Annotated in this window: 9 protein-coding genes; 6 read left to right on the top strand and 3 right to left on the bottom strand. The window is 62.9% G+C overall.

From position 1 onward, the window contains the following. Window positions 1-192: 192 nt before the first annotated feature. A complete protein-coding gene (gene acs, locus GYA94_RS24850) occupies window positions 193-2154 on the bottom strand; it encodes an acetate--CoA ligase (protein WP_009681489.1) in 1962 nt (653 codons plus the stop codon). A 397-nt stretch (window positions 2155-2551) separates the two neighbouring features. Here acs and GYA94_RS24845 point away from each other — a divergent pair, with 397 nt between their 5' ends. Further along, window positions 2552-2806 carry a DUF2790 domain-containing protein gene (locus GYA94_RS24845; protein WP_009681490.1) on the top strand — a complete coding sequence of 85 codons (255 nt, stop codon included), beginning with the start codon at window positions 2552-2554 and terminating at the stop codon, window positions 2804-2806. Window positions 2807-2890: 84 nt separating this feature from the next. Here the strand turns inward: GYA94_RS24845 and GYA94_RS24840 are convergent, their stop codons facing one another. Further along, entirely contained in the window at window positions 2891-4450 is a 1560-nt protein-coding gene (locus tag GYA94_RS24840) for a sigma-54-dependent transcriptional regulator (protein ID WP_110678682.1), read from the bottom strand. A gap of 254 nt (window positions 4451-4704) precedes the next feature. Between GYA94_RS24840 and phhA the strand changes: the two genes are divergently transcribed. From phhA to GYA94_RS24825, 4 genes are all read left to right on the top strand, one after another. Beyond that, complete coding sequence (gene phhA, locus GYA94_RS24835) at window positions 4705-5493, top strand: phenylalanine 4-monooxygenase (protein WP_009681492.1); 789 nt, start codon at window positions 4705-4707, stop codon at window positions 5491-5493. Between the two features lie 38 nt (window positions 5494-5531). Beyond that, entirely contained in the window at window positions 5532-5888 is a 357-nt protein-coding gene (locus tag GYA94_RS24830) for a 4a-hydroxytetrahydrobiopterin dehydratase (protein WP_009681493.1), read from the top strand. A gap of 245 nt (window positions 5889-6133) precedes the next feature. Continuing rightward, the gene (locus GYA94_RS28350; RefSeq protein ID WP_009681494.1) at window positions 6134-6262 is read left to right on the top strand and encodes a hypothetical protein; all 129 of its coding nucleotides are present in this window, start codon (window positions 6134-6136) and stop codon (window positions 6260-6262) included. 90 nt (window positions 6263-6352) lie between these two features. Further along, window positions 6353-7540, top strand: a complete 1188-nt coding sequence (locus GYA94_RS24825) for an MFS transporter (RefSeq protein ID WP_161893308.1) — start codon at window positions 6353-6355, stop codon at window positions 7538-7540. Window positions 7541-7584: 44 nt separating this feature from the next. On the opposite strand, the gene ydiJ is transcribed toward GYA94_RS24825, so the two are convergent. Next, a complete protein-coding gene (gene ydiJ / locus GYA94_RS24820) occupies window positions 7585-10605 on the bottom strand; it encodes a D-2-hydroxyglutarate dehydrogenase YdiJ (RefSeq protein WP_161893307.1) in 3021 nt (1006 codons plus the stop codon). Window positions 10606-10756: 151 nt separating this feature from the next. Between ydiJ and GYA94_RS24815 the strand changes: the two genes are divergently transcribed. Then, on the top strand, window positions 10757-11641 hold the full coding sequence (locus GYA94_RS24815; protein ID WP_054912719.1) for a LysR substrate-binding domain-containing protein: 885 nt from the start codon (window positions 10757-10759) through the stop codon (window positions 11639-11641). The last annotated feature ends 56 nt before the right edge of the window (window positions 11642-11697 follow it).

Below are 11697 nucleotides of genomic sequence, written 5' to 3'. Positions count from 1 at the left end.
GGGAGCGGGCTTGCCCGCGAAGCAGGCGACGCGGTGTCTGGCACCGGCTGCGCCGGTGTTCGCGGGCACGCCCGCTCCCACAAGTGGAACGGTGAATGACAGCTTCTGATCCCCTCTCAAGACACAAGCGGCCTTGCGTGGCGATGGGCCGCAAAGCGGCCCCTGTCATTCAGCGTACACGCCGGTCCGCCATCACGCCGATGCCAGACTCATCGCCTTGTGGGTATCGATCAGGTGCTGCACCACCCCAGGGTCGGCCAGGGTCGAGATATCGCCCAGCGCGTCGTACTCACCGGTGGCAATCTTGCGCAGGATGCGGCGCATGATCTTGCCGGAGCGGGTCTTGGGCAACCCAGGCGCCCACTGGATCACATCCGGGGAAGCGATAGGGCCGATTTCCTTGCGCACCCAGTTCTTCAATTCCAGGCGCAACTGCTCGCTGGCCTCGACACCCGCATTGAGGGTGACATACACGTAAATGCCCTGCCCCTTGATGTCGTGCGGCACACCCACCACTGCAGCTTCGGCCACCTTGGCGTGCGCCACCATGGCACTCTCGATCTCGGCCGTGCCCATGCGGTGGCCCGACACGTTGAGCACGTCATCCACGCGACCGGTGATCCAGTAGTAACCGTCCTCGTCCCGGCGCGCGCCGTCGCCGGTGAAGTACATCCCGCGGAAGGTCTTGAAATAGGTATCCACGAAACGGTCGTGGTCGCCATACAGCGAACGCGACTGGCCAGGCCAGGAATCGAGGATCACCAGGTTGCCCTCGGCCGCACCGTCGATCAGGTTGCCCAGGTTGTCCACCAGTGCCGGGACCACGCCGAAGAACGGCCGGGTTGCAGACCCTGGTTTCAGGCCGGTGGCACCCGGCAGCGGGCTGATCAGGATGCCGCCGGTTTCGGTCTGCCACCAGGTGTCGACGATCGGGCAGCGCTCCTTGCCCACGGCCTTGTAGTACCAGCTCCACGCTTCCGGGTTGATCGGCTCGCCCACCGACCCCAGCAGGCGCAGGCTGGAGCCATCGGCCCCGGCTACAGCGGCCTGCCCTTCGGCCATCATGGCGCGGATGGCGGTTGGTGCGGTGTAGAGGATGTTGACCTTGTGCTTGTCGATGATCTTCGACACCCGGGTGATGTCCGGGTAGTTCGGCACGCCCTCGAACAGCAAGGTGGTGGCGCCGTTGGCCAGCGGGCCGTAGACGATATAGCTGTGGCCAGTGACCCAGCCCACGTCCGCGGTGCACCAGTACACCTCACCGGGGCGGTAGTCGAACACGCGCTCATGGGTCAGCGCGGCATACACCAGGTAACCGCCCGTGGTGTGCAGCACCCCTTTTGGCTTGCCGGTGGAACCCGAGGTGTACAGGATGAACAGCGCCTCTTCGGCGCCCATTTCTTTCGGCGCGCAATGGCTGGAAGCCACCTTCATCAGGTCTTCGTACCAGATGTCGCGGTGCTGGTGCCAGGCGATGTCGCCACCGGTGCGCTTGCACACGATGATTTTCTGCACGCTGTTGGTTTCAGGGTTGGTTAGCGCCAGGTCGACGTTGGCCTTGAGTGGGGTACGACGACCACCGCGCAGGCCCTCGTCGGCAGTGATCACCACCTTGGACTTGCAGTCGATGATCCGGCCGGCCAGCGCCTCGGGCGAGAAGCCGCCGAACACCACCGAATGGATCGCCCCGATGCGTGCACAGGCCAGCATGGCGACCACGGCTTCGGGGATCATCGGCATGTAGATGGTGACCACGTCACCACGGTGCACGTCCTGGCCACGCAGGGCGTTGGCAAACTTGCAGACCTGCTCGTGCAGTTCGCGGTAGGTAATGTTGCGGTGCTCGGAAGGGTCGTCACCTTCCCAGATGATCGCCAGCTGGTCACCGCGCTCTTCGAGGTGACGGTCCAGGCAGTTGGAGGAAACGTTCAGAGTGCCGTCGGCGAACCATTTGATATCGACGTGGTGGTCGTCGAACGAGGTCTGCTTGACCTTGGTGAACGGCTTGATCCAGTCGATACGCTGGGCCTGCTCGCGCCAGAAGCCGTCCGGGTTGATCACCGATTGCTGGTACATGGCCTTGTAAGTGGCCTCGTCGGTCAGCGTAGTGGCCGCAACCTCGGGACGAACGGGATACAGTGGAGCCGCACTCATCTGTGTTACCTCGGTGTAATAGTTGTTTTTGTATGGGACCGTTTGTAACTGTACCAGAGCAACAAAAGCCATTCGACGTTGGTAGTAATTTGGTACGGCCGTACCGGCAGAAGGCTCTGGCGCAGGCCTTACAGCTTGCCTGGCATGCCGCTGAACGTACGGACCGATGGATTGTTACAGATTCTGTTAAAAGACTTTATCAAAACACCCCCTGTTTCGGCCCGGGTGGCGGCCATAAAATTCACTTCGCCAGCAACGGCAAGGCGATTAACAACTGGTAACAGCCCCCACGAAGGCACACGTTGATCTCCCTTTATCTGGTTAGTTGAAACTTGATGTACACGCGGCGCCACAAGCGCCGCGCGCCCCCTCACGACCTTAGACAGGTATATTTGAAATGAAAGCTTTACTGGTATTGGTACTGGGTAGTCTTTGCGGCGCGGCACTGGCCGATGAAGCCAAAGATGCCGAGCAGATTCCGGTTGAACAATACAGTTACTCTCAGCACCTGGACATTGCCCGCGTCATTTCCATGAGCGAAGTGCCCAATGTGTGCGAAGTCGTGCCAGCGCGCATGACCTACGAGGACTCCCAAGGGCAGAAGCATATCCTCGAATACCGCGTGATGGGGAACGGCTGCTCTAACGGGTGAAGACCTTGAATCGGGGCCCTGCGGGGCCCCTTCGCGACACAATACCTGTAACTTGAAAGCAGTGCCAACGTTGTTGCCCGCCCCCTAATCGCCCGACTTGTTAAGTGAATAATCTCTCAACTTGTTGGCAATGGTGGTATGTGAAACACCCAATCTTTTTCCCAGTGCCCGGCTACTGGAAAACTCGCCCATCAAACTTTCCAGCACCGCTTTTTCAAAGCGCCCGACGATCTGCGAAAGATCCCCTTCCAGCGAAAAATCACCCAGCGGTTGGCGCACGCCATAATCCGGCAAACGAATATGCTCGCTCTTGACCACGCCGCCTTCGCATAATGAAACCGCCTGGAACAAAACGTTCTCCAACTGCCTTACATTACCCGGCCAATGATACTGCCCAAGTTTGTCCATGGCGGCCGGCGCCAAACGTGGCAAGGCGCAGCCGATCTGCCGGCTGGCCTGATCAAGAAAATGCTGCACCAGCCCTTCCAGGCCATCCATGCACTCGCGCAAAGGCGGAATGTGCAGCGACAACACGTTGAGGCGGTGATACAAGTCCTGGCGGAATTCACCACGGGCACACAATTCGGACAAGTCCACCTGGGTGGCGCAGATCACCCGTACATCCAGGTATACCTCTTCATCGCTGCCGACCCGGCGGAAGCAACCGTCCTGCAGGAAGCGCAGCAGCTTGACCTGCAGGCGCGGGCTCATCTCCCCCACCCCGTCAAGGAACAAGGTGCCCCCCGCAGTCAGTTCCAGTAACCCAAGCTTGCCCTCGGCCCGCGCCCCTTCGAATGCCCCCGGGCCATAGCCGAACAGCTCGGTCTCGGCCATCGACTCTGGCAACCCGGCACAGTTGAGTGCCATCAATGGCGACTGCCCGCGCGGGCTGGCCAGGTGGCACGCCCGCGCCAGCAGCTCCTTGCCGGTGCCGGTCTCGCCCTCGATCAGCAACGGCGCATCCAGCGGCGCCATGCGCCGCGCTTCACGCACCACGGCTGCCATCACCCGCGAACTCTGGAAGATGCTGTCGAAACCCCGCAACTCCTGCTTGCGCACGTTGTAGATGCGCTCGCCAATGCGGTCGGCACGGTGCAGGGTAAGCACGGCACCGGCCAGCGCCTCGCTCTCGTCATGCTCGGACTGCAGCGGCGCGATATCGGCCAGGAACACATCACCCTTGACCTGGATGCGCAGGCCGTTGATACGCGACTTGTTGGCCCGCACCAGCTCCGGCAGGTCGAAATCTTCGACGTAGCGGGCCAATGGCATGCCCGGCACCTCGTCCACGCGTACCCCCAACAGCTGCGCTGCGGCACGGTTGGCCGCAACGATGCTGCCGCCCATGTCTACCGACAGCACCGGGAAGTCCAAGGCCCCCAGTAGCGCATTCAGCTCCATGTGCCGGCGCTCGCTGGGCATCAGCCCCACGCGCTTTACGCCGAATACCCCGGCAATGGCCTCGAACTTCGGGCGCAGGGCCTGGAACTGCAAATTGACCAGGTTCGGGCAGTGCAGGTAGATGGCGTTGCCATGGTCACCCCCCACCTCGCCGCGCAGCACGTTGATGCCGTACTCGACAAGCAGGTTGAGGATGTCCCGCAGGATGCCAATGCGATTCTGGCAGTGCACTTTGATACGCATGAGGGCTCTCGCGACGCCGATGTTTTTCAACACAGCGCAGAAAATTCGTAAAGATAAGCTGACAAAAGCCGAACAAACGCCAGCCGAATACGGCGTATTTTCCGCGCTCTCGCGAAATTTGTAAAATTTTCGTTACGATATTCAACCCGTAAGGCATTTCAACGCAGCCAGACCCCCGTGCAAAGCGGTGAGCAAAAGCCTAATGCTTGGTTATGTGCCGTACATAACAAGAAAGCCCTCACCAGGAGAGCCCTATGAAACAGACGCACTACGTGGCCCGCGAGCCCGATGCGCATGGTTTTATCGATTATCCCCAGCAAGAGCACGCTGTGTGGAATACCCTGATCACCCGCCAGCTGAAGGTGATCGAAGGCCGCGCGTGCCAGGAATACCTGGACGGTATCGAGCAACTCAACCTACCCCATGAGCGCATTCCGCAGTTGGGTGAAATCAACAAGGTGCTGGGCGCCACCACCGGTTGGCAGGTGGCCCGTGTACCTGCCCTGATCCCCTTCCAGACCTTTTTCGAGCTGCTGGCCAGCAAGCGCTTCCCGGTCGCGACCTTCATTCGCACCCCGCAGGAGTTGGACTACCTGCAGGAACCAGACATCTTCCACGAGATCTTTGGCCACTGCCCGCTGCTGACCAACCCCTGGTTCGCTGAATTCACCCACACCTATGGCAAGCTGGGCCTGGCCGCGACCAAGGAACAACGGGTGTACCTGGCCCGCCTGTACTGGATGACCATCGAATTCGGCCTGATGGAAACCGCCCAAGGCTGCAAAATCTACGGCGGCGGCATTCTTTCATCGCCCAAAGAAACCGTATATTGCTTGTCTGGCGAACCCGAGCACCAGGCCTTCGACCCCGTCGAAGCCATGCGTACACCGTACCGCATCGACATCCTGCAGCCCCTGTACTTCGTGCTGCCGAACATGAAACGCCTGTTCGACCTGGCCCACGAGGACATCATGGGTATGGTCCACACCGCCATGCAGCTGGGCCTGCATGCGCCTAAATTTCCACCCAAGGTTGCTGCCTGAGCGACCTTGCCGATAACACTCGAAGCGGAAACTATTCCATGAATGCCTTGAACCAAGCCCATTGCGAAGCCTGCCGCGCCGACGCGCCGAAAGTCACCGACGAAGAGCTGGCAGAACTGATTCGCGAGATCCCGGACTGGAACATCGAAGTACGTGACGGCCATATGGAGCTGGAGCGCGTCTTCCTGTTCAAGAACTTCAAGCACGCCTTGGCGTTCACCAATGCCGTTGGCGAAATCGCCGAAGCCGAAGGCCACCACCCCGGGCTGCTGACCGAGTGGGGCAAGGTGACCGTGACCTGGTGGAGCCACTCGATCAAGGGCCTGCACCGCAACGACTTCATCATGTGTGCGCGCACCGACAAGGTGGCGGAATCGGCTGAAGGCCGCAAATAAAGCCGCGGCTGCCCCACTGACACCGGCAAGGCCGGTGCCCTGCGCCCACCCCTGCCTGGCGGGCGAACGCGCCACAAAGCCGCCGTTTTTCGGCCAGATGTTGTGCGCTGTTCGCCCGCAAACCCGACCGGCGAGCGGGAAAAAAACCAAACTGTCATCCAGACTTGTGTATCCTGCCCCAGCTTTGTAAAGCTTCAAACGCGCCTGGCGCAGACTTTTCACTCACACTTGCGAGGAACGACGAGATGCATGAGATCCCGAATCTTCCCTTCCCAAGCCTGAACCCAGAAGAGCCAACCGTGACCGCCCACGCCGAACCGGCAGCTGCCGTCGAGCAGGATGGTGACGATCAATCCAGCGCTGACCAGGACTAACTGCGCATCCCCGACTGTGTGAAAACGGCTGACCTGCGGGCCACCCCCGTCAGCACGTTTTCACACCGTCCAGAACCCATGTAGGCCCTCATGCCCGACTCACCCCGCCCCCTTGCGGTCACCCTGCAAGTCGTCTCCATCGTTCTGTTCACCTTCATTGGCTACCTGAACATCGGCATTCCGCTGGCCGTACTGCCCGGCTACGTACACAACGACCTGGGTTTCAGTACCGTCGTCGCCGGCCTGGTGATCAGCGTGCAGTACCTGGCGACCCTGCTCAGCCGCCCTGCCGCCAGCCGCATCATCGACAACCATGGCAGCAAGAAAGCCGTGATCTACGGCCTTGCCGGCTGCGGCATCAGCGGCGTGTTCATGCTGGCCTGCGCCTTCCTGACCCACCTGCCCGGGTGGAGCCTGGCCTGCCTGCTGGCTGGCCGACTGGTGCTGGGCAGCGCCGAAAGCCTGGTGGGTTCGGGCTCGATAGGCTGGGGCATCGGCCGGGTCGGGGCTGCCAACACGGCCAAAGTCATTTCCTGGAACGGTATTGCCAGCTACGGCGCCCTGGCCATCGGCGCGCCGCTGGGCGTACTGATGGTCAAGGGCCTTGGGCTATGGAGCATGGGCCTGAGCATCATCCTGCTGTGCGCGGTCGGCCTGCTGCTGGCCTGGCCCAAACAGGCTGCGCCCATCGTCCATGGCGTGCGCCTGCCGTTCCTGAGCGTGCTGGGCAAAGTCTTCCCGCATGGCTCGGGGCTGGCCCTGGGCTCGATCGGCTTTGGCACCATCGCCACCTTCATCACCCTGTATTACGCCAGCCAGGGCTGGGCCAACGCCGCACTCACCTTGAGCCTGTTCGGTGCCAGTTTCATCAGTGCTCGCCTGCTGTTCGGCAACCTGATCAACCGGATTGGCGGGTTTCGCGTGGCCATTGCCTGCCTGGCGGTAGAAACGCTGGGGCTGCTGATGCTGTGGCTGGCGCCCAGCGCGGAGCTGGCGCTGGCCGGGGCAGCACTGAGCGGGTTTGGCTTTTCGCTGGTATTCCCGGCGCTGGGCGTTGAGGCAGTGAACCAGGTCTCGGCGGCCAACCGCGGGGCGGCGGTGGGGGCGTATTCGCTGTTCATCGACTTGTCGCTGGGGGTAACCGGGCCTCTGGTGGGCGCAGTGGCGGCCGGGTTCGGGTTTGCCTCGATGTTTCTGTTTGCCGCCGCCGCTGCGGCCTGTGGGTTGCTGCTGAGCCTGTATCTGTATCGGCAGGTTCAACAGGCCCGGGCGCGGTAAAACGACGCCGCGCTGGGCTGCAAGGCAGCCCGCGCCGCTGAAGGTCAGCGCTGGGCGTACTGCAACACCACTTCCAGCGGGTGGCGCATCTGGCGTTCGGTCATGCGCTTGACCTGGCTGCGGCACGAATACCCGGTAGCCAAGGGTTCGCCCTCCTTGTCCAGCTTGGTGGCCCAGCTTTGCTCGAAGATGGTCCGCGAGGTCTCCTGGTTGCGCGCCTCATGCCCATAGGTACCGGACATACCGCAGCAGCCAGTGGCCTCGGTCACCAGCTTCAGCCCCAAACGGGCAAACACCTGCTCCCATTGACGGGTACTGGCCGGCACGTTGGTCTTCTCGGTGCAGTGCGCCATCAGGCGGAAGTTGCCCGGCGCGGTCGGTGCCTGTTCGGGCAGCACATTCATCAGCCATTCCTGCGGCAGCAGCACCTGCGGGCAACCGTCCATGCCCGGAACCTTCTGGTACTCCTGGCGGTACACCAGGGTCATGGCCGGGTCCAGGCCCACCAGCGACACGCCGCAATCGGCCAGGGCCTTGAGCTGGCTGGCATTGCGGATCGCCGCCTTGGCGAATGCACCGAGGAACCCCTGCACATGCAGCGGCTTGCCGTTGGCGCTATACGGCGCCAGGAACACCCGGTGGCCGAGGCGGTTGGCCAGGTCGATGAACGCCGAAAGCAACGGCGTTTCGAAGTAACGGGTGAAGGCATCCTGCACCAGCACGATGCTGCGCTCGCGCTGGGCCGGGGTCAGTTCGCGCAGCGCCGGCACCGTGGCCACGCCAACACGGCAGCGGGTCAGGGTGGCCTGGAAGTTGAAGCGGCTGATCAATGGGCTGTCGACCATGCCGACCTTTTCGGCCAGCAGCCTGCTCACCCATTTCGACCCCATCACCGCGTTGTACAGCCCCGGTGCGTGTGCCAGGTAGGGGATGGTGAACTCCAGCGAGCCGATCAGGTAGTCGCGCAGAGGGCGCTGATAACGGCCGTGGTACAACTCGAGAAAGCGCGAGCGGAAGTCCGGCACGTTGACCTTGATCGGGCACTGCCCAGCGCAGGACTTGCACGCCAGGCAGCCGGCCATGGCGTCATACACCTCATGGGAGAAGTCGGCCTGGCCCTGGTTGCGCGCGCGGTTGTTGCGCAGGCGCGCCGGCAGGCCCTTGAGCCACGAGACCTTGTTACGCGCCGCAGCCAGCACGTCGATGTTCGCTTCGCCCTGCAGGCGCAGCCATTCGCGCATCAGCGAGGCACGGCCCTTGGGCGAGTGCTGGCGCTCACGGGTGGCTTTCCATGAGGGGCACATGGCGTCGTTGGGGTCGTAGTTGTAGCAGGCGCCGTTGCCATTGCAGTGCACGGCGCTGCCGAAGTCTTGCCAGACCCGTTCGTCGATGCTGCGGTCCAGGTCGCCGCGCAGGGTCACGCCATCGACCTTGGTCAGGCCTTCGGCGCTGTCGGGCGGCGTGCAGATCTTGCCCGGGTTCAGCTGGTTATGCGGGTCGAAGGCGCCCTTCAGGCGCTGCAGTGCTGGGTACAGTTCGCCGAAATACTCCGGCACGTACTCCGAACGCAGGCCCTTGCCATGCTCGCCCCACAACAGGCCGCCATAGCGTTTGGTCAGTGCCGCCACCGCATCGGAAATCGGCTTGACCAGCGCGGCCTGGGCCGGGTCTTTCATGTCCAGCGCGGGGCGCACGTGCAGCACGCCGGCATCCACGTGGCCGAACATGCCGTAGGCCAGGCCGTAACCATCGAGCAAGGCCCGGAAGTCGGCGATGTAGTCGGCCAGTTGCTCCGGCGGCACCGCGGTGTCCTCGACGAAAGGTTGCGGGCGCACCTCGCCCTCGACGTTACCCAGCAGGCCCACCGAGCGCTTGCGCATGGTGTAGACACGGGTGACGGCCTCGGAACCCTCGGCCAGCGTGTGGCCCAGGCGCTCGACACTGGTGTCGCTCTGCAGGTGCTGGATGAACGCCTGCACCTTGGCATTGACCTGCGCCGGCTCGTCCCCGCAGAACTCCACCAGGTTGATGCCCAGGGTCGGCCGCTCGGGGTCGGCCGGGAAGTATTCGGCAACGCTGTGCCAGACGATATCCTTCATCGCCAGCATGAGCACCTTGGAGTCCACGGTTTCGATGGACAGCGGCTTGTGCGCCATCAGCGCATTGGCGTCGCGCAGGGCATCCATGAAGCTGGTGTAGCGCACATTGACCAGTACCGCGTACTTGGGGATCGGCAGCACATTGAGCTTGGCTTCGACCACATACCCAAGCGAGCCCTCGGCACCGCACAGCACGCTATTAAGGTTGAAACGGCCCTGTTCGTCGCGCAGGTGCGCCAGGTCGTAGCCGGTCAGGCAGCGGTTGAGCTTGGGGAAGGTGCGCTCGATCAGGTCGCCCTGGGTTTGCTGGATGTCCCGCGCCATGCGGTACACCTCGCCCACCCGGCCAGGCGCGGCACAGGCCTGCTCCAGCGCGGCCTCATCGATCGGCAGGCTGTGCAGGCGCTCGCCACCGAGCAGCACGCTGTGCAACTCCAGTACGTGGTCGCGGGTTTTGCCATAAGTGCAGCTGCCCTGACCGCTGGCGTCGGTGTTGATCATGCCGCCGACGGTGGCGCGGTTGGACGTGGACAGCTCAGGGGCGAAGAACAGCCCGTACGGCTTGAGCGCAGCATTGAGCTGGTCCTTCACGGTGCCGGCCTGCACCCGCACCCAGCGCTCCTCGACATTGATTTCGAGGATGTTGTTCATGTGCCGCGACAGGTCGACGACAATGCCATCGGTCAGCGACTGGCCGTTGGTGCCGGTGCCCCCGCCGCGCGGGGTGAGCTTGACGTGCCGAAAGCGTGCTTCGGCCATCAGCGTGGCCACGCGCGCCACATCGTCGGCATCCAGCGGGAACACCGCAGCCTGCGGCAGGCGCTGATAGATCGAGTTGTCGGTGGCCAACACCGTGCGGGTCGCGTAGTCGGCGCTGATCTGGCCACGGAAGCCGCTGTTGCGCAGGGCTTCGAGGAATTCGGGGTAGTTGGCGCTGGGTGCAACGGTTGGCAGCTGGGCGATCATCGAAGGATGGCCTCTTGATATTGGCTATTCACGGGATTCCTGTCGCCCCGGCATGGGTCAAACCAGGCGGGGGTGACGTATAAGCCAATGTTCCTGTAGTTTGCGCTCAGGGGCAAACGGATAATCCTGCCGCTATCAATGACTTTTATGAATGAATTACCGCCACCTGACTCCGTCCATGTCGCTGCTGCTGGCATTCGAGGCCGCCGCCCGGCATGAAAGCTACACCCGCGCCGCTGCCGAACTGTCGCTGACCCAGAGCGCGGTCAGCCGGCAGGTGCAGGCACTGGAACAACAACTGGGCCTGACCCTGTTCCGCCGTGAAGGGCGCCAGGTGCAGCTGACCGATGTCGGCCGGCTGTACCAGGGCGAGCTCAGCGAGGCGCTGGGGCGCATCCGCAGCGCCACCCTGCAAGCGCTGGCTTACCAGTCAGGGGTCGGCACCTTGCGCCTGGCCACCCTGCCCACCTTCGGCTCCAAATGGCTGTTGCCGCGCTTGCATGCGTTCTACAGCGCGCACCCAGGCATGCTGGTGCACATTCATTCACGCATCGAAGCAATCAATTTCGAAACCAGCGAGATCGATGCCGCCATTGGCGTGGCCAGCCACGACCTGCCCGGGCTGGTCTGCCATCGCCTGCATGCCGAGGAACTGGTGGTGATCGTACCGCCGCAGGCCAGCGCCGACCGCCAGGGCTGGAGCCCCGCCAGCATCAGCGAAGAGGTGCTGCTGAACGTGGCCAACAACCCGCACGCCTGGGGCGAGTGGTTTTCCCACCATGGCCTGCCGCACCGGGCGATGCGCCTGGGGCCTAGTTTCGAGCTCACCTCGCACCTGATCCAGGCCGTGCGCGCCGGGATCGGCATCGGGCTGGTGCCGCGCATTCTCGTGGAAGAAGAACTGGCCAAGGGTGAACTGCACAGCCCCGGGGCAGCTTTTGCCAGCCAGCGCAGTTACTACCTGATCTACCCGCCGAGGAATGAGGCATTACCGTCGTTGCGGGCGTTCAGGGGGTGGTTGCTGGAGCAGATCTGAGTCCTGCCTCGACCGCATAGGCCCCAAGCCCTGTGCAGTACCTGTGGGAGATTCTA

This window comes from Pseudomonas juntendi, from assembly GCF_009932375.1.
GTDB lineage: Bacteria > Pseudomonadota > Gammaproteobacteria > Pseudomonadales > Pseudomonadaceae > Aquipseudomonas > Aquipseudomonas juntendi.
The sequence above is the reverse complement of the archived record's forward strand: the minus strand, read 5'-3'. Positions and strand labels throughout refer to the sequence as shown.

Coding starts and splice junctions, on each gene's coding strand:
- GYA94_RS24840 (WP_110678682.1), bottom strand. CDS start 4,450: ATGCGTATCAAAGTGCACTGCCAGAATCGCATTGGCATCCTGCGGGAC.
- GYA94_RS28350 (WP_009681494.1), top strand. CDS start 6,134: ATGCATGAGATCCCGAATCTTCCCTTCCCAAGCCTGAACCCAGAAGAG.
- GYA94_RS24830 (WP_009681493.1), top strand. CDS start 5,532: ATGAATGCCTTGAACCAAGCCCATTGCGAAGCCTGCCGCGCCGACGCG.
- acs (WP_009681489.1), bottom strand. CDS start 2,154: ATGAGTGCGGCTCCACTGTATCCCGTTCGTCCCGAGGTTGCGGCCACT.
- GYA94_RS24845 (WP_009681490.1), top strand. CDS start 2,552: ATGAAAGCTTTACTGGTATTGGTACTGGGTAGTCTTTGCGGCGCGGCA.
- phhA (WP_009681492.1), top strand. CDS start 4,705: ATGAAACAGACGCACTACGTGGCCCGCGAGCCCGATGCGCATGGTTTT.
- ydiJ (WP_161893307.1), bottom strand. CDS start 10,605: ATGATCGCCCAGCTGCCAACCGTTGCACCCAGCGCCAACTACCCCGAA.
- GYA94_RS24825 (WP_161893308.1), top strand. CDS start 6,353: ATGCCCGACTCACCCCGCCCCCTTGCGGTCACCCTGCAAGTCGTCTCC.
- GYA94_RS24815 (WP_054912719.1), top strand. CDS start 10,757: ATGAATTACCGCCACCTGACTCCGTCCATGTCGCTGCTGCTGGCATTC.